The organism is Enterobacter ludwigii (assembly GCF_001750725.1).
GTDB lineage: Bacteria > Pseudomonadota > Gammaproteobacteria > Enterobacterales > Enterobacteriaceae > Enterobacter > Enterobacter ludwigii.
Genome location: NZ_CP017279.1, coordinates 2,110,979 through 2,133,324 on the forward strand (window position 1 = coordinate 2,110,979; position 22,346 = coordinate 2,133,324).

The window sequence follows — 22,346 nt, forward strand, 5'->3', positions numbered from 1 at the left end:
ACGCCTGATTTTTCGGCAAAAATAGTGCCCTTACGAAGTAGGTATCCCCTCCCAAAGGGGCAGGTCCGGGTAAATTACCTAAAGTCGAAAAATATCGTAAATAATTCATTACACCTACTGTAACGGTCATTTGACGAAGCGGGGCTTTTCCCTTACTCTGCGCCGCAGAATTTGTCGCGATTACGAATCGTTGTAGAGGAATGCGTGAAAAACAGAACCCTGGGAAGTATTTTTATCGTCGCCGGAACGACGATTGGCGCAGGAATGCTGGCGATGCCTCTGGCTGCCGCAGGCGTTGGATTTGGAATGACACTGCTGCTCCTTGGCACACTCTGGGCGTTGATGTGCTACACCGCCCTGCTGTTGCTTGAGGTTTATCAGCATGTGCCCGCGGATACCGGCCTGGGTTCTCTTGCGGCACGCTACCTGGGACGCTATGGCCAGTGGATAACCGGCTTTAGCATGATGTTTCTGATGTACGCCCTGACCGCGGCCTATATCAGCGGCGCCGGCGAGTTAATCGCCTCCAGCGTTAACGACTGGTTCGACGCTGACATCACGCCTTCAACGGGCGTTATCTTCTTTGCGCTTATTGGCGGGGGTGTGGTCTGTGTGGGGACTTCGCTGGTCGATCTGTTTAACCGTTTTCTGTTCAGCGCCAAAATACTGTTCCTGATTGTGATGCTGGTTTTGCTGGTACCGCATGTTCACAAGGTCAATCTACTGACGCTGCCGCTGGAAAAAGGGCTGGCGCTGTCCGCGATCCCGGTTATTTTCACCTCGTTTGGCTTCCACGGTAGCGTGCCCAGCATCGTGAGCTATATGAACGGCGATATCCTTAAGCTACGCCGCGTCTTTATGGTGGGGAGCGCCATCCCGCTGATTGCCTATATTTTCTGGCAACTGGTGACGCTGGGGAGCATTGACGCGTCGACCTTTACCGGGCTGATGGCGGAACACGCTGGCCTGAACGGCTTTCTGCTGGCACTGCGCGAGGTAGTCACCTCCCCGCACGTTGAGCTGGCGGTCCATCTGTTTGCCGACCTGGCGCTGGCCACCTCATTCCTGGGCGTGGCGCTCGGCCTGTTTGATTACCTGGCCGATCTGTTCCAGCGTCGTAATACTGCCGCAGGACGCTTACAGACGGGGGCAGTCACCTTCCTGCCTCCTCTGGCGTTCGCGCTGTTTTACCCGCGTGGGTTCGTGATGGCGCTGGGGTATGCAGGTGTGGCGTTATCCGTGCTGGCCCTGCTGCTCCCTTCCCTGCTGGCCTGGAAGAGCCGCCAGCAGCATCCTCAGCAAGGGTACCGCGTCATGGGCGGCAAACCGCTGCTGTGCATGGTGTTTGCCTGCGGAGTGATGATTATTCTGGTGCAGTGCTTGATAGCCGCAGGGATGCTACCGGAAGTGGGTTAACAAAAAAGGGGCTGAAATCAGCCCCTTTTTATTAGTGCAAACAGCAGCTCTTAAACTTCTTCCCGCTGCCGCACGGACACGGATCGTTACGCCCGACCTTTGTGCCGTTAACAATCGGTTTTTTTGCTTCCGGCTGCTGTGGGTTGTCCACCCAGTAATTGTACAAACGCAGAGCCGCAGGCTGAATGCTCTCAATGCTGGCTTTATATTCGTCTTCGCTCAGCTCATCCAGCTTCTCGCTGTTCTCGTCTGTACCGTGCAGCGCAATCGCATCAAGATCGGCCTTCAGTGCTTCCGGTAAGGCTGACCAGTCCGTCAGCGCCACACCGCGCATATAGCCATAACACCACTCTTCAACAACGGTATAGCTCTCGCCGTCGACATCGTTGTAACCAAACATCGGCTCAAACTGATCCGGGTATTCGCTCAGGCGCTCAGCAATGTCGTTCATATGCTTAAAGCAGAGATCGATAAAACGGTGCATTTCACGATCGTTTTTCCAGCGCGGAATGTATTTCTCGCCACCCCACACGGCCACCAGCCAGGTATCTGGCTCAACGACAACAGGGCCGGAAAGGACTGCGGTAAGCATGCCGTCCAGTTCAGACACGTCAATCACGGACGCATCGTCATGACCGTAAGACATTAATGTCTCTTCCAGCCACGCCATTTCGCTTTCATTCAATGGGCCTTCAGTCATCGCTGACACTCCTGATAAAAAAGGAAAAGATCCTGACACATATCTCACGGCTTTCCTATCTGAAGTTTAGGTCTTTATTGCTGCAAAAACGTGCAAATCGTGACCATTGCACAACTTATGGGCTTTGTTGTTAACGATATGTGATCTCCGCTGTAATTTCATCGCGTCCCACAAGGTGCCATATCACCGCACTCTATACTCAAACATGTCACAACCCGCTCAATGGGTTAACCATTCTGGCAACGATTTTGCTTAATGTTCTTCGCGCGAACCTGCGCAGGGAAACCTCGCCGTATTACGCAGGCGTTGTCTGGATCTTGTTCGTTTAGTGCATTTTGTTCTTGCTCGTGTTTTTGGATTGGCTGCGCCGCCGGCGTCCGGGTTTACGCCGTGGTGCAAAAACCTCTTTGCTAAGGAACATAATAATGTCGCTGAAATTTATCAGAACTCCCCTTTCTCTCGTGCTGGCCGGTTGTCTGGTGACGGCATTTTCTGCGCATGCAGATATTGTCATTGGTGTGGCCGGGCCGTTTACCGGCCCAAACGCCACCTATGGCGATCAGTACTGGCACGGTGCAACGCAGGCCGCTGAAGACATTAACGCCGCAGGCGGCATTAACGGCGAGAAGATTAAGCTGGTTCAGGGGGATGATGCCTGCGAGCCGAAACAAGCCGTGGCCGTCGCCAACCGCCTGGTCGACCAGGATAAAGTCAACGCGGTGGTCGGCCATTTCTGCTCCTCTTCCACAATGCCTGCCTCCGAGGTGTACAGCGACGCGGGGATCCTTGCCATTACCCCCGGCTCGACCAACCCGCTCATTACCGAACGAGGCATGACCGATATGTTCCGCATGTGTGGTCGCGATGACCAGCAGGGCCAGGTCGCCAGCGATTTCATTATCGATAAGCTGAAAGCCAAACGTGTGGTCATCATCCATGACAAAGACACCTACGGTCAGGGGCTGGCAGACGCCACCAAAGCTGCGCTGGCGAAGCGCGGGGTTCAGGATGTGATGTATGAGGGCTTATCCCGTGGTGAGAAAGACTTTAACGCGCTGGTGACAAAAATCGGCGCGCAAAAGCCGGATGTGGTGTTCTTCGGCGGTTGTCACCCGGAAGCCGGCCCGCTGGTTCGCCAGATGCGTGAACAGGGCGTGCAGGCGAAATTCTTCTCTGGCGACTGTATCGTCAACGAAGAGATGGTGACCGCGGCGGGTGGACCGCAATATACCAAGGGTATTTATATGACTTTTGGTAAAGACCCGCGTCTGATCCCGGATGGGAAAGCGGTCATTGAGAAATTCCGCGCCGGAAAATTCGAGCCTGAAGGTTACACCCTCTACTCTTATGCCTCCGTTCAGGCCATTGCCGCAGCCTTCAAGGCTACGGGCGGTAAAGACTCGGCCAAGGCCAGCGAATGGCTGAAAGCCAATGCCGTCGACACGGTTATGGGCAAAAAAGCCTGGGACAGCAAAGGCGATCTGAAAGTGTCTGACTACGTGGTGTATCAGTGGGACGATAACGGAAAATATAAGGAAGTTCAGTAACGGGACGGAGTCACGCTCAACGCCGGCAGGTTCGCCTGTCGGCGCGTAATAAACATCAGGCTGCGCGTGCCGCGCAGCTTAAAATAACGAGCGCGCTATGATGAGTACATTCTTCCTGCAACAGTTAATAAATGGCTTAACGCTGGGCTCCGTCTATGGATTAATCGCCATCGGCTACACCATGGTGTATGGCATCATTGGTATGATTAATTTCGCCCACGGCGAAGTGTATATGATCTCCGCCTACCTCTGCGCCATTGGCCTGGCGCTGCTCTCTTTCTTCGGCCTGCAGTCGTTCCCGTTGCTTATCCTCGGTACGCTGATCTTCACGATTGTGGTGACCGGTGTTTACGGCTGGACTATCGAGCGTATTGCCTATAAGCCGCTACGCAACTCTACCCGTCTGGCACCGCTTATCTCCGCCATCGGGATGTCACTGATTTTGCAAAACTACGCGCAGCTGAGCCAGGGGCCACGTCAGCAAGGGGTGCCCACGATGCTGGATGGCGTACTTCGCCTGCATATCGGTGAGGGGTTCGTTCAGATAACCTACACCAAAGTGTTTATTCTGGTTGCCTCGTTCGCCGGCATGCTCTTGCTGACATGGATAATCAACAATACCCGGCTTGGGCGGATGTGCCGTGCGGTGCAGCAGGACCGCAAAATGGCCTCCATTCTGGGCATTAACACCGACAGAATCATTTCGCTGGTCTTTGTGATTGGCGCGGCGATGGCCGGTCTGGCGGGTGTGCTCATCACCATGAATTACGGCACCTTCGATTTCTACGTCGGATTTGTCATTGGCATCAAGGCGTTTACCGCAGCGGTGCTCGGCGGGATTGGCTCCCTGCCCGGTGCGATGCTCGGCGGGTTGATTCTGGGCGTCGCCGAGGCGCAATTTTCCGGCATGGTGAACTCAGATTATAAAGATGTGTTCTCGTTTGGCTTGCTGGTCTTGATCCTGATTTTTCGTCCTCAGGGTCTGCTTGGCCGCCCGATTGTCGCCAAAGTGTGAAGGAGAATACGATGACCTCTCACGGCTTTTCACTTAAGCGCTGCATTCTGGACGCCATTTTTTCCGGGCTGATTGCGTTAATAATTTTTGGCCCGATTGCCGGCGTGGTGCTGGACGGATACAGCTTTAATTTCGCCGGACAGCGGCTCGCATGGATAGTCGGCATCGTGATGCTGGGCCGTTTTCTGCTGAGCGCTTTTTTAGGTACCGCTCCGGGTGCACGTTTCCAGGCACGTTTTGAAGCCGACAGCGCGGGGGTTTATGTCCGGCCGCCGGAATACAAAAGCCGCATGCGCTGGATAATCCCGCTGATTATCGCCCTTGCGATCTGCTTCCCCTTTGTTGCCACCAAGTACGTTCTCACCGTCGCCATTCTTGGGCTTATCTACGTGCTTCTCGGTCTCGGGCTGAATATTGTGGTCGGTCTGGCCGGGCTTCTGGATCTCGGTTATGTCGCTTTTTATGCCATCGGCGCTTACGGGCTGGCGCTGGGGTATCAGTATCTGGGATTAGGATTCTGGAGCATGCTGCCGCTGGCGGCGATTATGGCTGCCGCGGCCGGCGCCCTGCTCGGCTTTCCGGTGCTGCGCATGCACGGTGATTACCTGGCGATCGTCACGCTTGGCTTTGGGGAGATTATTCGCCTGATCCTCAACAACTGGCTGACCTTCACCGGTGGCCCGAACGGCGTTTCTGCCCCGCCTCCCACCTTTTTCGGACTGGAGTTTGGCCGCCGCGCCAAAGAAGGAGGCGTGCCCTTTCACGAATTTTTCCATTTGACCTACAACCCGAACATGAAGTTTATCTTTATCTACACGGTGCTGTTCCTGGTGGTGATGCTGGTGCTGTATATCAAGCATCTTCTGACGCGGATGCCGATTGGTCGGGCATGGGAAGCCCTGCGGGAAGATGAAATCGCCTGTCGCTCAATGGGTTTAAATCATGTGCTGGTCAAGCTCTCGGCCTTTACGCTGGGTGCGTCGACTGCCGGCATCGCCGGGGTGTTTTTTGCCACTTATCAGGGCTTTGTCAACCCGACATCGTTTACCTTTTTTGAATCGGCGCTGATCCTGGCGATTGTGGTGCTCGGCGGTATGGGCTCAACGCTTGGCGTGGTGCTGGCGGCGTTTGTGCTCACGGTGACGCCGGAGCTGCTGCGCAGTTTTGCCGAGTACCGGGTTTTGCTGTTTGGCATGCTGATGGTGGTGATGATGATCTGGCGTCCACGCGGGTTGATCCGCATTAACCGCAGCGGGTTTGCCGTGCGTAAGGGCGTAGCGCCATGAACGGAACGATATTAAGCGTTGAACATCTGATGATGCATTTCGGCGGGATCAAGGCGTTAAACGACGTCAACCTGGACGTGCAGCGCGGTTCAATTACTGCGCTTATTGGCCCAAACGGCGCGGGAAAAACCACCGTCTTCAACTGCCTGACCGGTTTCTATAAGGCTTCCGGCGGCAATATTTTCTTCAATACGCGCAATAAGACGACCAACGTCATTCAGATCCTCGGGCAAAAATTCCAGCCAGGAGACTGGATCCACCCTGCGCAGTTTGGGCAACGCCTGTTCTACAAAATGTTCGGCGGCACTCACCTGGTGAACCGCGCCGGACTTGCGCGCACCTTTCAAAATATTCGTCTTTTTCGCGAGATGTCGGTCGTGGAAAACCTGCTCGTGGCACAGCACATGCGCGTCAATCGCAACCTGCTGGCTGGGGTATTCAATACGCCAGCGTACCGTCGGGCGGAAAACGACGCGCTGGACAGGGCCTTTTACTGGCTGGAGGTGGTCGATCTTGTGGAGTGTGCCAACCGCCTGGCGGGCGAGATGTCGTACGGTCAACAACGGCGCCTGGAGATCGCGCGGGCCATGTGCACCGGCCCGGAAATGATCTGTCTGGATGAACCCGCCGCCGGGCTGAACCCGGTAGAGACACATAAGCTGAGTAACATTATTCGTTTTCTGCGTGACAACCACGGCATAACGGTATTACTGATTGAGCACGACATGGGGATGGTGATGGAAATATCGGACGACATTATTGTGCTCGACCATGGCGATGTGATTGCCCGGGGGAAACCTGAGCAGATCCAGCATGACGAAAAGGTGATTGCCGCCTATCTGGGCACCGATGAAAGCGAGGTCACTCTATGAATGAGCCGCTGCTGGCATTTCGCGAGGTGGATGTGTTCTATGGCGTGATTCAGGCGCTGAAGCAGGTATCCCTCGAAGTGCATAAAGGGGAAACGGTGGCGCTTATCGGCGCGAATGGCGCGGGTAAATCGACATTGCTGATGTCTATTTTTGGCCAACCGCGTATTCGTAACGGGCAAATCCTGTTTTGCGGCGAAGACATCAGCCATAAATCTACCCACTATGTGGCCTCCGGCGGCATAGCGCAGGCACCCGAGGGGCGGCGTATTTTTCCGGATATGACGGTTGAAGAGAACCTGCTGATGGGGACCATTCCTGTCGGCAATCAATTTGCCGCCAACGATATGCAGAGCATGTTTGAGCTGTTCCCGCGCCTCAAAGAACGCCGTAAACAGCGAGCCATGACCATGTCCGGCGGAGAACAGCAAATGCTTGCCATCGCCCGCGCGCTAATGAGCCGCCCTAAACTGCTACTGCTGGATGAACCCAGCCTGGGTCTGGCGCCCATAGTGGTTAAGCAGATCTTCCAGACGCTGCGCGAGCTGGCTCGCAACGGCATGACCATTTTTCTGGTAGAGCAAAATGCGCATCATGCTCTGAAGCTTTCTGACCGTGGCTACGTCATGGTCAACGGGCAAATTCGCCTCAGCGGCAGCGGCGAGGAGTTGCTGGGAAACCAGGAGGTAAGAAAAGCCTATTTAGGCGGAGTGTAATTCATACGCATGTCGCGCATAACTGTAAATATATGTCAGGCGATGCGACGCGGATGATTCAATATACCGCTATTAACATCTTCGCTGATTATTTATGAAAGATAGACATTTGCGGCCATCGGTCCGCTGAGTCCGTTGATACGACAGAACTCAACGCGAATCCCGGGAAGGAGCGTTTCTTTTTCGTTGTTATTAAAGGCTGAAATGTGGAGAAAAACGTCCTTTCGACCATCTGAAGGGATGATTAGGCCTTTGCCACTGTGCATATCAAAACTTTTGACAATTCCTGTCATTTTACGAGACAAATAAGATCCTCTTAGAAAACATGCATTAACTATACACACAAATTAATTTTAAGCTAATGCAGCGTGACACTTTTTATGTGAGCCTTCCGGAAGGCTAAAATAAAAATTGCTAATTCTCCCTCCTCATGCATTAATGAAGTCGTTGGTTTAATCCACACACGAGCGTAAAAAATTTTACCCGGCAGTCCTCATAACCAGGCGCTATCGCTGATATCCCCTCCTTTTGAGTCCATACGTTTAATATTATACGTTTCTTATCATTTCAAATACTCACAAGGAGTCTGCATGTCTTCAAGAATTATAGGTTTGGTTAAGTGGTTTAACGAAGATAAAGGTTTCGGTTTTATCTCTCCTGTCGATGGCAGCAAAGATGTGTTTGTGCACTTTTCTGCTCTGCAGGGTGATGATTTTAAAACTCTCTTTGAAGGCCAGAAGGTCGAATTTGCTATCCAGAGTGGCGAAAAAGGCCCTGCTGCTGCAAGCGTAATACTTTGCGATAGATAAAGTTATCACGGACCCGCGATCACGATGATGGATTTTTCCTGAGTAGACGGGTCCTGGATTAGAAGGCTTTTTCTGAGCAACAGGTCAGCATATTTTTCTCGTAGAAAGAGTGTGCTGACCGATGTGATGAAGTGCAGGTCTGCTGCACGAAGAGTCTTAAAGCAGAAGCGAGCTGCTTGTAAAATATCAAAGTGCGTAAGAGGTCAGGCAACCTCCAAAAGCATCACTTCTTCAATGTTGCTTTGCCAAATGAGATCGTCTGTAAAGACGCAAATTCATCATCTGGCAAATGCATTTTTAGAATTTTTGAGCGGTTTTGAAAAGAGTGCTGCAGTGTGGGCAGACAAGTTGAGCCCCTTTTTGTACACGGCTGAAACTATGCTCAGAGTCTTTTGAACAGTTTGGACATGGACATTTTACTAAGTAATTGCGACGGAATTGTGTATTTTTACGTCCTGACATAGACATCTCCTGATTTAAACGACTGTCACCATACACGTTCACGAAGATGATTGCTTGCTTTTATTTCCGAATGATTGCAAAAACCAAAGAAAGTACAAATGCAACGCTTTTTCGAAAATTAAATACCGCTAATGTTAAAAAAGGTAAATGATATCAACTTAAATATTCACTTCAGATGCCCATGTTGTCATGGCTCCCAATACAGAACGTCGATTTTTGATGTGTCTGAAAAAAATCCGTATGGCGCTAAATGCATTTTCTGCAAATCGACGATGACATTCGCAGACAGACCTGACAGCCAGACAAAAATTTTCGCGCCGTCCTGATTCCCCTCGCCTTCACAGAGAAGGTGCTTAAGCAGATAACGACCAACAAGGTGAGATATGAAGAAAGTCATCGTCTTTTTCAATGGTAAACCGAGCAATGTTGTCACCGTGCTTAAGGGTATTACATCCATACGGCAGGAATATCCGAATGGTGAAGCGATAAACCTGCAGATAATGTCCGCAGGTTTTCCTTCTCTGACCGGCGATCATGAAGTGGTATATGTGGCGTCGGACAGGGAGCTGACTTCTCAGGAAATTCTGGATGCGGCTAAGAAATATTTATAATTATTCTGAATGTATGGCTGTTCTTGTAGATGCCCTTATTTAAGGGTAATCCCCTTCTTATTTGTGCTGCTAACATCTTTTGTTTACCCTCCCCGCGTTAAAAATCTTATACGGAATGAATAATACGTTAACGCTATCGCGAACAAACACATCCCTAATAGACTTAATTGCGTCATAATGTGTCAGGTGGCTTATTGTCTCAGCCCTGATTCATTCAGTTGTGTGTCAGACACAATATGCGTTACCTCATCCAGGTGCCCAATTCTGGCCTCCCCTGAACGATTAAACTTACTCTTATCTATCAACAATAAAGACTGAGAAGCGCGCTTGAGTAGCAGCGATTTGAAGCCAGCGTTGACACTGTTGGAATCCCACAACCCTCCATGACTGTCTATCCCTTCGCAGGAGAAGATAAACAGGTCGATGTCCAGCAGTTTAAGTTGTGAAATCAACGAGGGGTTAACGTAGCAGCCATACTTACGCTCGAGTTTACCGCCGGAGCTAATAAGTTGAATCTGTTCACGTTTGCCCAGTTCCAGGCAGATGGGGTGACTGTTAGTAAAGACCTGAATATCGATGTCAGGCAGTTGACGCGCAAGGTACCAGCAGGTTGAGCTGGCATCCAGGGCAATGACCATCCCGGCTTCAATCCACTCCATCGCTTCTCTGGCGATATCCGCTTTATGCGTGAAGTGGCTCTTAAGGCGAATATGAAAAGGATCGCCGCTGTCCTGGTTTTCCCGGTGAATATATTTCGCCCGACCGTGGTTGCGCAGCACTTTTCCCTGCGCCTGCAGTTCGCTGAGATCGCGGCGAATGGTCTCTTTACTGACGTTAAGCTGGGTGGATAAAACGTCCGTCGTCAGACTATGATGCTGAATCAACAGGTCGATTATCGTTTGCTGACGTGCCTCTTTCATTTTTTCTCACCCATCATTCGATACACGCCCGCGCTGGCGGGCGCACCGGCATGAGATTACGGCGTTACCCCCTTTTTTAAAAGAATATTCCCGTATTTAGCACACTCCCCTGTGACAACGATCGCAAAGGATTTTTTGGCACGTGCGTAAAACGCATAGCGGTCAATGCGGGTAATTGCCGGACAGGGTGCCTGACGTGAAAGCGCATCGCGATAGCGAGCCTCAACACGGGGATCGAGGGAGTCACCCTCAACTGCAGCCATCATCACCAGTGGCGGCGCGTAGCTGTCGAGCTCAAACAGCGGGATAATCGCATGCAGCAATTCGCTGACCTTTAGCCCATCGGCACGTATAACCTGCGGTCCCATAGTGTGGGCGGGGAAATGGGCATCAGAAAAAATAATCTCATCGCCGTGGCCCATTTCGGCCAGGACTTTCAGTAGTTCAGGTGATATTAACGGTGAAATCGTTTTTAACATCTCAAACTCCCTCAATCGGTGCAGATTCGGTTTCCGGAAAGAAGTAGCGGTACTGATAATGCATCTGCGCTCTGGCGTGTTCCGGGCTCGTAAATTCTCCGACCCCGTACCAGCCAAACAGGGCTGCCCCCGCGACAGTGGTTTCTGCATCATCAAGTACCTTGATGGGGATGCCGAGCATATTGGCTTTGATCTGGTTCCACAGCATGTTACGGCTGCCACCGCCGACCAGCAGCAGTTCAGTCGCGTTGAAGTGACCAATCTTTTCCAGCGTGCGCAGATTCTGCGCCAGCTGCCCGGTGAGGCCCTCCAGCGCAGCGCGATAAAAATGACCGCGTGTGGTGTTGAGTGTGACGCCCTCCCAGCCCGCATGCTCACAGCCGAGGAGATCACAGTGCATTTTCACCCCTTCGGACCCCATGGGTATGCGGCGGGCTGTCTCAATCAGCGTTTGCCAGGGCGTCTCTTCGGTCCAAAGCAGTTTACGTACCCATTCAAGTACGCCCGATGCCAGCCACTGCATGCCAGGGTTATACAGCCCTGGCTGGCTGTCCAGTTCGCAGGTAGAACCGACGTAGCGACTGAGCAGCGGCGTGTTGACCTGCGCACTACGCACCATCAGGATCTCCCATGTTCCCGAGGAGAGGACGGGTTCATCCGGCGCGGCACCTGCACCAAACAGCGCAAACTGGGTATCGTGTCCGGCGGAAATCACCGGGATACCGGCGGGTAGGTCAAGCCATTGGGCAGCATCAGACTGTAAATTACCGACGAGCTCACCGGCTTCCACCAGACGTGGGAAGAGCCGACGCGGCAAACCCGCCGCCTGAAAAATTTCATGACTGAAATCGCGCTGTTGAATATCCAGCATCTGGCTGGTCCCTGCCATAGTAACGTCGGTGGTGAATTCGCCGGTCAGACGGTGGTTAATCAGCGACGAGATAAACAGCCAGGCGTGTGCCTGTTCCAACAGCTGCGGGTGATTTTCTTTTAGCCACACCAGCTTATACAGCGTATTGAAGCCAAATGCCCCCACGCCGGAAATGTCCTGAAGCCGCTGAGGTGACAGCAAGCGGCCAATATTTTTCATCACTTCGGCGGTGCGTGGGCATTTCCAGCTGATGATTGGGTAGAGCAGCCTGCCGTGCTCATCGACCAGCGCGCCATCAACGCCGAAGGTGGTCACCGTGACGCCGCGAACGTGGCAGTTTGCCAGACTCGTCTTCAGCGAGCGGCAACAGTCCGCGAAGCGTTGCATAATGGCCTCGAGAGACCACTGGTGCCAGGCGTTATTTTCTATGGCGATGTCGCTGGCATTTGCCGTAGCGGCACGGGCGATAATTTTGCCTTGCCGGTTAACGGCAATGACCCGGATATTGGTCGCTCCGCAGTCGAGAACCAGAATAACCTCTTGTTTCATAGCAACTCCTGAAACGTCGCCGGCTAACGTGTCGCTTATCCGGCCTGCAATTCGGTGTTTTACAGGCCCGGTAAACATACGCTACCGGGCAAAGACGTTACTCAACGTTTGTACAGCGGGCCATAGTTTTGACAGGCGCGGTAATCCTGGCCTTCGCTATCCATGCCGTGCGCAGCCCAGGCGGAAGGACGATAGACCTTCGACTCTTCCACGTTATGCATGCAGACCGGAATTCGCAGCATTGATGCCAGGGTGATGAAGTCAGCGCCAACGTGGCCGATGGTCAGCACGCCATGGTTTGCCCCCCAGTTCGCCATCACGGAATAAACGTCGGTAAAGGGACCTTTACCCGTCAGACGTGGCGCAAACCAGGTGGTCGGCCAGGTTGAGTTGGTACGGGCGTCAAGCTGATCGTGCATCTCTTTCGGCAGTTCCACGCTCCAGCCTTCTGCAATCTGCAGAACCGGGCCAAGACCTTTGATGATATTCACGCGAGTCATGGTGAACGGCACGCCGCCTTCCGTCAGGAAGCGAGAAGAGAAACCGCCGCCGCGGAAATATTCATGTATCGCCGGACACCATTCGGTGGCCGCCAGGCAGGCATCAACCTCCTGCTGGCTAATGTCCCAGAATGGCTTCATCGTTGGCTTGCCATCGCTGCCGCGCTGTTTGCATGAGCCATCGAGAGCCGCAGAGCCGGAGTTGATCAGGTGGATAATACCCTTCTCAGCCAGACCGCTGAGCGGTTGACCGGTCACGCGCGCTACCGCTTCTGGAGACCAGTAGGTGCGCACGTCGGCGAACACCTGTGCTGTGCCGGTCAACTGGTGGCCCATTAGCATCGCCACGCCGTTGAGGCTGTCATTTTCGGTCGCGACGACAAAGGGTTCACGCACGCCATTCCAGTCAAAGGAACTGTTAAGCAACGCTTCGGCGGTATCGCCGTTCGGGTATTGATCGGTCCAGTGACGCTGGCCCTGGAAGCCTGCCGCAATGGCGTTGTAGCCCAGCGATTCTTCCACCCGCCCTTTTTCCGCCAGTGCTGGGTTGCCCTGCATCATGTCGCGGATACACATCGCCATCAGCAGGCTCTCTTTCAGCACCTCACGGTTTTGCGCTTCGTTACGCTTATACTGCTGCGCGTTCTGGTCTTCGCCGTAGCGGAAGTTTTTGTCCGCCCAGGCCAGCGCCATTTCCAGTTCGGTTTCATCGAAGATTTTCTGATCAATGCGGCGGCGCAGTTCAGTCATATCAACTGCCTGTACCTTCATCCCTAGCCAGGATTCGAAGAAGTTAGGGTCGACGATGGAACCGGCAATCCCCATCGACACCCCCCCAATGGAGAGATAGCTTTTCCCTTTCATACTGGCGACGGCTAAACCGGCACGCGCAAAGCGCAGCAGTTTTTCCTCAACATCTTCGGGAATCGAGGTGTCGTCGGCGTCCTGGACATCATGACCATAAATAGAGAATGCCGGAATCCCTTTCTGGCTGTGTGCAGCCAGCGCGGCGGCCAGATAAACGGCACCCGGACGTTCAGTCCCGTTAAAACCCCAGATGGCTTTCGGTCGCATGGGGTCCATATCGATCGTTTCACTCCCGTAGCACCAGCACGGCGTCACGGTGATGGTCACGCCGACGTTCTGGCTGCTGAATTTTTCTTCAAGGCGGCAGATTCGGCCATCCCCGCAATGCAACCGTCAGCAATGACGCATTCAATTTGCTCGCCGTTGGGGTGACGAAGCTTTTCAGTGAGCAGCGCGGCGGTGGCGTTGGCCATATTCAGGGTTTGCTCCTCCAGAGACTCACGAACCCCCATACGACGACCATCAATCACCGGACGGATACCTATTTTCGGTAAGCTGATTTTTTTCATGACAGATCCCTCACGTTTTCGGATACAGGTTTAATTCGTTGCCGCTTGCGAACGGAAACGGGCAAAGATGAAGATGACGGCAAAACACACTGCCGGAACCAGTTCTGCTGTTGGGATATTGCCTGCAGCATCGCTGACAAAGCCCATGACCGGCGTCACAATCCCGCCGCCGATAATGGTCATGACGATGAATGACGAGCCGTATTTGGTGTCCTGACCCAGGTTCTTAATCCCAAGGGAGAAAATGGTTGGATACTGAATAGACATAAATGCACTGCACAGCGTTAGGGCCAGTAGACCGAAATGGCCGCCGAATACGGCGGAGACCAGGCATAGCACCATGGCAAGCAGGGCATAAGCGGCCAGTACTTTATGCGGTGCGAAGCGGCTGATTAGCCATGTACCGGTAAAACGACCGATGAAGAAGCACACCATGGTGCCGGTCAGGTAGTTGGCGGCGAAACCTGGCGTCATACCGGGGATCTCTTCAATAGCGTACCGGATCAGATAGCTCCAGCAGGCAGTTTGCGCGCCGACATAGCAGAATTGCGCCAGCACCGCCCAGCGCCAGTGGCGAATCCGGACCAGACGGGAAAGAGAGGCAGAAAATGTGCTTTGTGTGCCGTCGCCGTGATTATCGCTCTGAAGGACCGGAAATTTGGTCAACATAATCAGCAGGGCGACCAACAATACAATTGCCACGATAATCATATAAGGCGTTTGTACGGATAACACCAGGCTATGCTTATAAATGCTTAGCTGTTCTGGCGTCATTTTATCGAGTACCGCCTGAGAGTGATGCGGCACGTGAGACAAAATTAGGCTTTGTCCAAACACAACGGCAATAATCGCGCCAAAAGAATTAAAAGTTTGCGCCAGATTAAGACGGAAATGACCACCACTCTCTGGCCCCAGCACTGTCACAAAGGGGTTAGCAGCAGTTTCAAGGCAACCTAACCCCGCCGCTATAATAAAAAGACCGACTAGAAACAATGTATAATTCATTAACTCCGCCGCAGGCCAGAATAATGCAGCACCAATGGCATATAAAAACAACCCGGTAATAATACCTGCCTTATAGCTGAGTTTTTTCATCAGTATCCCGGCAGGCACTGGAATGACAAAGTAGCCGAAATAGAACGCAGATTGAATCAGGCCAGCCTGGAAGTTTGTCAGGGTAAAGGCTTGCTGAAACTGGGGGAGTAAAATGTCATTCAGGTTATTAGCGACTGCCCAAAGAAAAAACAGTGAGCAGAGTAACGCGAAAGGAATAATGTAACGCTGGGCTTGCCCGGCATTGACCGCACGAAAACTCTGCGTTGGTATTGTTGTATTTCCCATAACACCCTCGTTAGTCAGAAGCGTCAGAATGTGACTTTCCTTTCTTGCCAGACGGTAAAAATAAAAAGGTGCTTTACTCTTACTGACGCGAATCTGGCGATCGGAATGATCTCGTGAATGCATTTTCATGTAAAAAAGGGGGGCGAATATGATGACAATCACATTTAACGGCAACGCGATATCTTTATGTGATCGTTATCACTTTAAATTTAATAAAAACAACCCCCACCGGGGAAAATAAACATGAAAAACCACAACCCCAGTGACCGATTTAATGCATTACTCCGGAAACGGGCATTTTCACAGTAAAAATCATCAAAACGACTGTTTGAATAAAAATCTTCTGAATCGGTCATTTTTACCGAAATGAATTAATCGAATAAGGATCAATTCCCGACTATTAATTGACGGCGATCACAAAGTGCAACCACCGGAATTCTTTTAGCGTTATTCCCTATAAAGATGGTGCGCAAATATACGGTTAATTCATCAGGACAACAGGCTTGTTCTGCTGGTGCTTTAGATCATCAAGAGAGGTAACAAATGGAACGAAATAGACTGGCGCGGCAGATTATTGATACCTGCCTGGAAATGACCCGCCTGGGGTTAAATCAGGGCACGGCTGGCAACGTCAGCGTGCGCTATCAGGACGGGATATTGATAACGCCAACGGGGATCCCCTATGAAAAACTGACAGAGTCACACATCGTTTATATTGATGCCGACGGTCAGCATGAACAGGGCAAATTGCCTTCCAGCGAGTGGCGTTTCCATATGGCCGCCTACCAGACGCGTCCGGATGCGCAGGCGGTGGTGCATAACCATGCGGTGCACTGTACCGCCGTGTCTATTCTTAACCGCCCTATCCCGGCCATTCATTACATGATTGCCGCCGCAGGCGGTAATTCCATACCCTGCGCGCCATATGCCACATTTGGGACACGCGAGTTGTCCGACTATGTCGCCTTTGCCCTCAGGAACCGCAAAGCAACGCTGTTACAGCACCACGGCTTAATTGCCTGTGAAGCAAATCTGGAAAAAGCCTTGTGGCTGGCGCATGAAGTTGAAGTACTGGCACAACTGTACCTTTGCACGCTGGCAATAACGGATCCGGTCCCGGTACTGGATGACGATGCTATCGCCATTGTACTGGAAAAATTCAAAACCTACGGACTGCGCATTGAAGAATGACATCGCATAGCAAACAGGAGAAATGCCATGGCGAAAAGAATGATTTTGAACGAAACGGCCTGGTTTGGCCGGGGCGCGACAGGGATGCTTTGCGATGAGGTAAAGCGTCGCGGCTATCAAAAAGCGCTGATTGTCACCGACAGGACGCTGATACAGTGTGGCGTGGTGGCGAAGGTCACGGATAAGCTGGACGAGGCGGGGTTGGCCTGGGAAATATACTCCGGCGTGCTTCCTAACCCGACAATCGGAATAGTACAGGAAGGACTGGGTGTTTTTCAGAACAGCGGCGCAGATTACCTTATCGCTATCGGGGGCGGCTCACCTCAGGATACCTGTAAGGCAATCGGCATTATCAGCAATAACCCGGCGTTTAAGGATGTTCGTAGCCTTGAAGGCCTGTCCCCAACCCGTAACCCCAGCGTACCCGTTCTGGCCATTCCCACTACAGCCGGAACAGCGGCTGAAGTGACCATTAACTACGTGATCACTGATGAAGAGAAGCGGCGTAAATTTGTTTGCGTCGATCCGCACGACATTCCGCAGGTGGCTTTTATCGATGCAGATATGATGGACGGTATGCCGCCAGTGCTGAAAGCAGCAACCGGCGTTGATGCGCTGACCCATGCGATTGAAGGGTATATTACCCGGGGTGCATGGGCCTTAACCGATGCGCTACACATCAAGGCGATTGAGATTATTGCCGGCGCGCTGCGCGATTCAGTCAAGGGCGATCGAGATGCCGTCGAGGCGATGGCGCTGGGCCAGTATGTTGCCGGCATGGGCTTTTCCAACGTTGGCCTGGGGCTGGTTCACGGTATGGCGCATCCGCTGGGTGCTTTTTATGACACACCGCACGGCGTGGCGAATGCCATTTTGCTGCCTCATATCATGCGTTACAACGCTGACTTTACCGGCGATAAATTCCGCGATATTGCACGGGCGATGGGCGTGAAGGTTGAAGGGCTGAGCCTTGCAGACGCGCGCAATGCTGCCGTGGATGCCGTCTTCAGGCTTAATCACGATGTGGGCATCCCGCTCCATCTGCATGAGGCTGGAGTACAAAAAGAAGATATCCCGATGCTGGCCCAGGCGGCATATGATGATGTCTGTACTGCCGGCAACCCACGGGAAGCGAGCCTGGCAGATATTAGCGAGCTGTACCATACCGCCTGGTAGTGCGACTGCGTTACCCGGTTTAGAGAACCCTTCTGGGCCGGGTGACGCAGAGAGACAGTGCCATCAGTATTTAAAACCGTGATTTCGCAGCTGACGACCGACGCCGACAGATCCTATCGCTAATGGCCATTGTTGGGCATGATTGCCCTCTTATTGTGGCGAAGTTGAAGGGTGAAACTAGGGTATACGGCGAAAAACAGGCACAAAAAAACCACCTTTCGGTGGTTTCACGACACTGCTTATTGCTTTGATTATTCTGCTTTTTCCCATGGTAGCCGGAGTGGGACTTGAACCCACACAGCGCGAACGCCGAGGGATTTTAAATCCCTTGTGTCTACCGATTCCACCATCCGGCCAGGGAAGAAAGTGGAGGCGCGTTCCGGAGTCGAACCGGACTAGACGGATTTGCAATCCGCTACATAACCGCTTTGCTAACGCGCCGTAAAACTTTTTTGCACGACACCCGCTATTGCGCATGTCTTTAATCTGGAGCGGGAAACGAGACTCGAACTCGCGACCCCGACCTTGGCAAGGTCGTGCTCTACCAACTGAGCTATTCCCGCATGTCATCAAGTTAACTTCTAACCACTTGATTTCATTATCGTCCGGCTAGCTGTGCCGCCGTTCGATGCGTTGCATTCTACTGATATGACGGTATGAGTCAACGTTATTTTTTGCATCCCCGGATCGTTTGCTGAAAATTACGTCGAAACGATCACTGATCAAGCAAATCGCCGCGGGCAGCGTTTAAATATTGCAGCATAGACCACAGCGTCAGTACTGCAGCAACCCACAGCAGCCCAATCCCCGCCCACTCAACCCAGGCGTTTGGACGCCAGAGCATCCAGACCAGCGAGGCCATCTGCGCGGTGGTCTTCACTTTACCAATCCACGATACCGCGACGCTGCTGCGCTTACCCAGCTCCGCCATCCACTCACGCAGCGCAGAGATGATGATCTCACGACCAATCATGGTTGCTGCAGGCAGCGTTACCCACCACGTGTGGTAGTGCTCAGCCACCAGCACCATCGCGATAGCGACCATGACCTTATCGGCGACCGGGTCGAGGAAGGCACCGAAGCGGGTGCTTTGGTTCCAGCGGCGTGCCAGATAACCGTCAAACCAGTCCGTAACCGCAGCCACCAGGAAAATCAGTGCACAGGCAAAAGGAGCCCAGACGACTGGCAGGTAAAACGCCAGTACAAAGAACGGGATAAGCACAACGCGAAAAAGAGTGAGCAACGTAGGGATATTAAATTGCATAATGACGGTAACTGTTTGTTGTCAGTAAAATTTAGCTCTATGTTGCTACAGAGCCCTCAATGTTTCAACGAGTAGTAGATCTTTTCTGCCAGCGCTTGCGAAATACCCGGCACTTTTGCAATTTCCTCCATGCTGGCATTGAGTAATCCTTGCAATCCGCCCATATATTTAAGCAACATCTGCCTGCGTTTTGGCCCGACGCCTTCGATGGTCTCAAGCGTACTGGTGTTTTTTACCTTCGCCCGTTTTTTCCGGTGCCCGCTGATGGCGTGATCGTGTGACTCATCGCGGATATGCTGGATAACATGCAGTGCCGGAGAATCCGGCGGCAGACTGAAGCCCTCCCCTTCCGGTTCAAAGAAGAGCGTCTCCAGACCGGCTTTACGATCGGCCCCTTTTGCCACGCCCAGCAGCAACGGATGGTTTTTATCCCAGCTCACATCAAGTGAGTCAAAGACCGCTTTCGCCTGCCCGAGCTGCCCTTTCCCGCCGTCAATCAGTATCACATCCGGGATTTTGCTCTCTTCGATGGCTTTACCGTAGCGACGGCGCAGCACCTGGTTCATGGCTGCATAGTCATCACCCGGCGTGATCCCGGTGATGTTATAGCGACGATATTCCGCGCGCAGCGGGCCGTTAGCATCAAACACCACGCAGGAGGCCACGGTCTGCTCGCCCATCGTGTGGCTGATGTCGAAGCACTCCATCCGTTTAACCTCCGGCAGCTTCAGGAGCGTAGCCAGTGCCGTTAAACGCTGGTGGACCGTCGATTGCTGGGACAGTTTTGTAGTAAGCGCCGTCGCCGCGTTGGTCCGGGCAAGCTTCAGGTAACGCGCGCGGTCACCGCGCGGTTTGGTCTGCACGTTAACCCGACGACCAGCCAGTTCTGACAGCGAATCCGCCAAAAGCGTTTTATCGTCGAGATTGAAATCAAGCAGGATCTCCGATGGCAGCGTGCGCATCTGACTCCCCTGCAGATAGAACTGGCCGACGAAGGTTTCAACCACCTCACCCAGCTCCGTCCCCCCCGGCACTTTCGGGAAATAGCTGCGGCTCCCGAGCACTTTACCCTGACGAATAAACAGCACATGCACGCAGGCCATGCCGGCGTCAAAGGCAACGCCGATCACATCGAGATCGTCACCGGTGTTCGAGACGAACTGTTTCTCAGTGACTCTGCGCACCGCCTGGATTTGGTCGCGGATCCGCGCGGCCTCTTCGAACTCCAGCGCTGCACTGGCTTTCTCCATCCGGGCGATCAGCTGCGTTAATACCTGATCGTCTTTCCCGGCTAAAAACAGGCGCACATACTCGACCTGCTGCGCATACTCGTCTTCACTCACCAGCCCGGCAACGCATGGCCCCAGACAGCGGCCAATCTGGTACTGCAGACACGGGCGCGAGCGATTGCGATAGACACTGTTTTCACACTGGCGAACAGGGAAGATTTTTTGCAGCAGCGCCAGCGTCTCACGTACGGCATAGCCGTTGGGAAACGGGCCGAAATATTCACCCTTGGCATGTTTTGCACCGCGGTGCATAGCAAGCCGGGGGTGCGTATCACCACTCAGGAAGATGAACGGATAGGATTTATCATCGCGTAACAGCACGTTGTAGCGCGGCTGATAGAGCTTAATATAGTTATGCTCAAGCAGCAGCGCTTCGGTCTCGGTATGCGTGACGGTAACATCAATATTCTGTATGAGTGCGACCAGTGCTTCGGTCTTGCGGGAGGCAAGGTTACTGCGAAAATAGCTGGAGAGGCGCTTTTTGAGATCTTTCGCTTTCCCCACGTAGATAACCGTACCGCCAGCGTCATACATACGATAGACGCCAGGCTGGCTGGTTACGGTTTTCAGAAATGCTTTTGAATCGAACACATCACTCACTGACTTAACAACGTCTCCGCATTACATAAACCATGCCGGATGGCCAGATGAGTCAGTTCAACATCACCATGAATGTTCAGTTTGCTGAACATGCGATAACGATAGCTGTTCACCGTTTTCGGGCTAAGATTCAGCTGTTCCGAGATCTCATTTACCTTCTGACCTTTGGTGATCATCAGCATAATCTGCAATTCACGCTCGGACAAACTGGCAAACGGCGATTCCGTTTTCTCGGGTTCGATCTGACTCAGGGCCATCTGCTGAGCAATGTCGGAAGCAATGTAACGCTGTCCGGCAAACACGGAACGGATAGCATTGACAACTTCCTGCGGCGCGGCACCTTTACTCAGGTAACCGGCAGCGCCCGCCTGCATCACTTTCGCGGGCAGCGGGTTTTCAGTATGCACGGTCAGCATGATGACTTTTGTATCAACAAAGGTACGCGCGATTTTGCGGGTTGCTTCAAGACCACCGATACCGGGCATGTTCATATCCATCAACACCACATCGGCTGAATTAGTGCGGCACCATTTTACGGCATCTTCGCCGCAACAAGCCTCACCAGCAACTTTAATACCTTTTATATCTTCAAGAATGCGTCGTATCCCTGCGCGCACCAGTTCGTGGTCATCAACAAGAAGGACGTTGATCAAAGGAAATGTCTCCAGAATAGGGATAACGCTACTGAGTGATAATTTGGTTTATATTAACGGTTTTCCTCACAAGATTAAAACGTTAAAAAATCGGCTATTCGATTTCGCTCTCGTTTTTGGAAATTAGGCTGTACAGAACGTGGAAAGAGAGCCCGCGCCACCAGGGCTTGTGCAGCTTTTTTTAAGCATCTGTATTCAAAAAGTTACAAAAAACCTGTCGCCTGAGTCCGTAAAAAAACAGTTCTTAAATTTTTGTAACAATAATTAACGACAAGCGAACCGGGTATAAACAATTCGTCGCTATTAACGCCGCACAGTTTAGCGGCACGCGTTGTTTACGCAAATAAACATCCAGTGTAAAAGTACGAAAAACAACCGCTGCATTTTTTGCTGCGCCTTGTGGTATACTCCGCCGCCTTGACTTTCATCGTCGCGCACGAGCGCCGTTTTATAATGAGGAAAATAAATGAGCACACCTGAATTTGCCACTGCGGAGAATAACCAGGAACTGGCACAGGAAGTAAACTGCCTGAAATCGCTGCTAACGCTGATGCTACAGGCGATGGGCCAGGCTGACGCCGGTCGTGTGATCATTAAAATGGAAAAACAAATCGCGCAGATGGAAGACCAGGCTGAATCCGCGGTATTTGCCAACACCGTTAAGCAAATTAAACAAGCCTACCGCCAGTAATAAAAAACGGCTGGA

At 52.5% G+C, this 22,346-nt stretch carries 23 protein-coding genes, 3 tRNA genes and 1 pseudogene; 13 read left to right on the forward strand and 14 right to left on the reverse strand.

Going from position 1 to position 22,346, the window contains the following annotated elements:
- The first annotated feature begins 204 nt into the window (after positions 1-204).
- Positions 205-1,416: a tyrosine transporter TyrP gene (gene tyrP / locus BH714_RS09940; protein WP_040017809.1), complete on the forward strand. Its 1,212-nt coding sequence runs from the start codon at positions 205-207 to the stop codon at positions 1,414-1,416.
- A gap of 31 nt (positions 1,417-1,447) precedes the next feature.
- Here the strand turns inward: tyrP and BH714_RS09945 are convergent, their stop codons facing one another.
- On the reverse strand, positions 1,448-2,116 hold the full coding sequence (locus BH714_RS09945; RefSeq protein WP_020883362.1) for a YecA/YgfB family protein: 669 nt from the start codon (positions 2,114-2,116) through the stop codon (positions 1,448-1,450).
- A gap of 425 nt (positions 2,117-2,541) precedes the next feature.
- On the opposite strand from BH714_RS09945, the gene BH714_RS09950 reads away from it, so the two are divergent.
- The 5 genes from BH714_RS09950 to BH714_RS09970 all read left to right on the forward strand — a co-directional run bounded on the left by BH714_RS09950 (position 2,542) and on the right by BH714_RS09970 (position 7,549).
- Positions 2,542-3,663, forward strand: coding sequence for a branched-chain amino acid ABC transporter substrate-binding protein (locus BH714_RS09950; RefSeq protein WP_020883361.1), 1,122 nt, complete (start codon positions 2,542-2,544; stop codon positions 3,661-3,663).
- 100 nt (positions 3,664-3,763) lie between these two features.
- A complete protein-coding gene (locus BH714_RS09955) occupies positions 3,764-4,678 on the forward strand; it encodes an ABC transporter permease subunit (protein ID WP_025203827.1) in 915 nt (304 codons plus the stop codon).
- 11 nt (positions 4,679-4,689) lie between these two features.
- Positions 4,690-5,964 carry a high-affinity branched-chain amino acid ABC transporter permease LivM gene (gene livM, locus BH714_RS09960; RefSeq protein ID WP_040017811.1) on the forward strand — a complete coding sequence of 425 codons (1,275 nt, stop codon included), beginning with the start codon at positions 4,690-4,692 and terminating at the stop codon, positions 5,962-5,964.
- Complete coding sequence (locus BH714_RS09965) at positions 5,961-6,836, forward strand: ABC transporter ATP-binding protein (protein WP_014170700.1); 876 nt, start codon at positions 5,961-5,963, stop codon at positions 6,834-6,836. Before livM ends, BH714_RS09965 begins: the two co-directional genes overlap by 4 nt.
- Positions 6,833-7,549 (forward strand): ABC transporter ATP-binding protein, encoded by a 717-nt coding sequence (locus BH714_RS09970; RefSeq protein WP_040017813.1) that lies wholly within the window; start codon positions 6,833-6,835, stop codon positions 7,547-7,549. Before BH714_RS09965 ends, BH714_RS09970 begins: the two co-directional genes overlap by 4 nt.
- A gap of 92 nt (positions 7,550-7,641) precedes the next feature.
- Here BH714_RS09970 and cspF read toward each other — a convergent pair whose 3' ends face one another.
- Positions 7,642-7,854, reverse strand: a complete 213-nt coding sequence (gene cspF, locus BH714_RS09975) for a cold shock-like protein CspF (protein ID WP_025203826.1) — start codon at positions 7,852-7,854, stop codon at positions 7,642-7,644.
- Between the two features lie 285 nt (positions 7,855-8,139).
- On the opposite strand from cspF, the gene BH714_RS09980 reads away from it, so the two are divergent.
- The gene (locus BH714_RS09980) at positions 8,140-8,358 is read left to right on the forward strand and encodes a cold shock domain-containing protein (protein WP_014170702.1); all 219 of its coding nucleotides are present in this window, start codon (positions 8,140-8,142) and stop codon (positions 8,356-8,358) included.
- 297 nt (positions 8,359-8,655) lie between these two features.
- Here BH714_RS09980 and BH714_RS24340 read toward each other — a convergent pair whose 3' ends face one another.
- Positions 8,656-8,826, reverse strand: a complete 171-nt coding sequence (locus BH714_RS24340; RefSeq protein WP_335671958.1) for a YnfU family zinc-binding protein — start codon at positions 8,824-8,826, stop codon at positions 8,656-8,658.
- Between the two features lie 125 nt (positions 8,827-8,951).
- Between BH714_RS24340 and ymcF the strand changes: the two genes are divergently transcribed.
- Complete coding sequence (ymcF, locus tag BH714_RS24345) at positions 8,952-9,146, forward strand: cold shock small protein YmcF (protein WP_032669962.1); 195 nt, start codon at positions 8,952-8,954, stop codon at positions 9,144-9,146.
- A gap of 57 nt (positions 9,147-9,203) precedes the next feature.
- A complete protein-coding gene (locus BH714_RS09990; protein WP_014170703.1) occupies positions 9,204-9,431 on the forward strand; it encodes a hypothetical protein in 228 nt (75 codons plus the stop codon).
- Between the two features lie 191 nt (positions 9,432-9,622).
- On the opposite strand, the gene fucR is transcribed toward BH714_RS09990, so the two are convergent.
- The 5 genes and pseudogenes from fucR to fucP form a co-directional block, all read right to left on the reverse strand.
- Positions 9,623-10,351, reverse strand: a complete 729-nt coding sequence (gene fucR / locus BH714_RS09995) for an L-fucose operon activator (RefSeq protein ID WP_040017815.1) — start codon at positions 10,349-10,351, stop codon at positions 9,623-9,625.
- 56 nt (positions 10,352-10,407) lie between these two features.
- Positions 10,408-10,830 (reverse strand): L-fucose mutarotase, encoded by a 423-nt coding sequence (gene fucU / locus BH714_RS10000; protein WP_032678451.1) that lies wholly within the window; start codon positions 10,828-10,830, stop codon positions 10,408-10,410.
- 1 nt (position 10,831) lies between these two features.
- Positions 10,832-12,250, reverse strand: coding sequence for an L-fuculokinase (fucK, locus tag BH714_RS10005; RefSeq protein WP_040017816.1), 1,419 nt, complete (start codon positions 12,248-12,250; stop codon positions 10,832-10,834).
- A 101-nt stretch (positions 12,251-12,351) separates the two neighbouring features.
- Positions 12,352-14,126 (reverse strand): annotated as a pseudogene (gene fucI / locus BH714_RS10010) (L-fucose isomerase).
- A 30-nt stretch (positions 14,127-14,156) separates the two neighbouring features.
- Positions 14,157-15,467: an L-fucose:H+ symporter permease gene (gene fucP, locus BH714_RS10015; protein ID WP_040019047.1), complete on the reverse strand. Its 1,311-nt coding sequence runs from the start codon at positions 15,465-15,467 to the stop codon at positions 14,157-14,159.
- A gap of 543 nt (positions 15,468-16,010) precedes the next feature.
- Here fucP and fucA point away from each other — a divergent pair.
- Both fucA and fucO read left to right on the forward strand, forming a co-directional pair.
- Entirely contained in the window at positions 16,011-16,658 is a 648-nt protein-coding gene (gene fucA, locus BH714_RS10020) for an L-fuculose-phosphate aldolase (RefSeq protein ID WP_020883353.1), read from the forward strand.
- Between the two features lie 27 nt (positions 16,659-16,685).
- A complete protein-coding gene (gene fucO, locus BH714_RS10025; RefSeq protein ID WP_040017817.1) occupies positions 16,686-17,834 on the forward strand; it encodes a lactaldehyde reductase in 1,149 nt (382 codons plus the stop codon).
- 269 nt (positions 17,835-18,103) lie between these two features.
- Here fucO and BH714_RS10030 read toward each other — a convergent pair.
- The 6 genes from BH714_RS10030 to uvrY all read right to left on the reverse strand — a co-directional run bounded on the left by BH714_RS10030 (position 18,104) and on the right by uvrY (position 21,640).
- Positions 18,104-18,190: transfer RNA gene (locus tag BH714_RS10030), tRNA-Leu, on the reverse strand.
- A gap of 11 nt (positions 18,191-18,201) precedes the next feature.
- Positions 18,202-18,275: transfer RNA gene (locus BH714_RS10035), tRNA-Cys, on the reverse strand.
- Between the two features lie 46 nt (positions 18,276-18,321).
- Positions 18,322-18,397, reverse strand: a tRNA-Gly gene (locus BH714_RS10040).
- Between the two features lie 152 nt (positions 18,398-18,549).
- Positions 18,550-19,098, reverse strand: a complete 549-nt coding sequence (pgsA, locus tag BH714_RS10045) for a CDP-diacylglycerol--glycerol-3-phosphate 3-phosphatidyltransferase (RefSeq protein WP_014170706.1) — start codon at positions 19,096-19,098, stop codon at positions 18,550-18,552.
- A gap of 56 nt (positions 19,099-19,154) precedes the next feature.
- Complete coding sequence (gene uvrC, locus BH714_RS10050) at positions 19,155-20,987, reverse strand: excinuclease ABC subunit UvrC (RefSeq protein WP_014170707.1); 1,833 nt, start codon at positions 20,985-20,987, stop codon at positions 19,155-19,157.
- Positions 20,984-21,640 (reverse strand): UvrY/SirA/GacA family response regulator transcription factor, encoded by a 657-nt coding sequence (uvrY, locus tag BH714_RS10055; protein WP_013096026.1) that lies wholly within the window; start codon positions 21,638-21,640, stop codon positions 20,984-20,986. The genes uvrC and uvrY overlap by 4 nt, the downstream gene beginning before the upstream one ends.
- Before the next feature lie 399 nt (positions 21,641-22,039).
- On the opposite strand from uvrY, the gene BH714_RS24500 reads away from it, so the two are divergent.
- Both BH714_RS24500 and BH714_RS10060 read left to right on the forward strand, forming a co-directional pair.
- A complete protein-coding gene (locus tag BH714_RS24500) occupies positions 22,040-22,120 on the forward strand; it encodes a hypothetical protein (RefSeq protein ID WP_418251707.1) in 81 nt (26 codons plus the stop codon).
- A complete protein-coding gene (locus BH714_RS10060) occupies positions 22,107-22,331 on the forward strand; it encodes a DUF2594 family protein (protein ID WP_003859644.1) in 225 nt (74 codons plus the stop codon). Before BH714_RS24500 ends, BH714_RS10060 begins: the two co-directional genes overlap by 14 nt.
- The last annotated feature ends 15 nt before the right edge of the window (positions 22,332-22,346 follow it).

Coding starts and splice junctions, on each gene's coding strand:
- BH714_RS09945 (WP_020883362.1), bottom strand. CDS start 2,116: ATGACTGAAGGCCCATTGAATGAAAGCGAAATGGCGTGGCTGGAAGAG.
- BH714_RS09950 (WP_020883361.1), top strand. CDS start 2,542: ATGTCGCTGAAATTTATCAGAACTCCCCTTTCTCTCGTGCTGGCCGGT.
- BH714_RS09955 (WP_025203827.1), top strand. CDS start 3,764: ATGAGTACATTCTTCCTGCAACAGTTAATAAATGGCTTAACGCTGGGC.
- livM (WP_040017811.1), top strand. CDS start 4,690: ATGACCTCTCACGGCTTTTCACTTAAGCGCTGCATTCTGGACGCCATT.
- BH714_RS09965 (WP_014170700.1), top strand. CDS start 5,961: ATGAACGGAACGATATTAAGCGTTGAACATCTGATGATGCATTTCGGC.
- BH714_RS09970 (WP_040017813.1), top strand. CDS start 6,833: ATGAATGAGCCGCTGCTGGCATTTCGCGAGGTGGATGTGTTCTATGGC.
- BH714_RS09980 (WP_014170702.1), top strand. CDS start 8,140: ATGTCTTCAAGAATTATAGGTTTGGTTAAGTGGTTTAACGAAGATAAA.
- BH714_RS24340 (WP_335671958.1), bottom strand. CDS start 8,826: ATGTCTATGTCAGGACGTAAAAATACACAATTCCGTCGCAATTACTTA.
- ymcF (WP_032669962.1), top strand. CDS start 8,952: ATGTTAAAAAAGGTAAATGATATCAACTTAAATATTCACTTCAGATGC.
- BH714_RS09990 (WP_014170703.1), top strand. CDS start 9,204: ATGAAGAAAGTCATCGTCTTTTTCAATGGTAAACCGAGCAATGTTGTC.
- fucR (WP_040017815.1), bottom strand. CDS start 10,351: ATGAAAGAGGCACGTCAGCAAACGATAATCGACCTGTTGATTCAGCAT.
- fucU (WP_032678451.1), bottom strand. CDS start 10,830: ATGTTAAAAACGATTTCACCGTTAATATCACCTGAACTACTGAAAGTC.
- fucK (WP_040017816.1), bottom strand. CDS start 12,250: ATGAAACAAGAGGTTATTCTGGTTCTCGACTGCGGAGCGACCAATATC.
- fucP (WP_040019047.1), bottom strand. CDS start 15,467: ATGGGAAATACAACAATACCAACGCAGAGTTTTCGTGCGGTCAATGCC.
- fucA (WP_020883353.1), top strand. CDS start 16,011: ATGGAACGAAATAGACTGGCGCGGCAGATTATTGATACCTGCCTGGAA.
- fucO (WP_040017817.1), top strand. CDS start 16,686: ATGGCGAAAAGAATGATTTTGAACGAAACGGCCTGGTTTGGCCGGGGC.
- pgsA (WP_014170706.1), bottom strand. CDS start 19,098: ATGCAATTTAATATCCCTACGTTGCTCACTCTTTTTCGCGTTGTGCTT.
- BH714_RS10060 (WP_003859644.1), top strand. CDS start 22,107: ATGAGCACACCTGAATTTGCCACTGCGGAGAATAACCAGGAACTGGCA.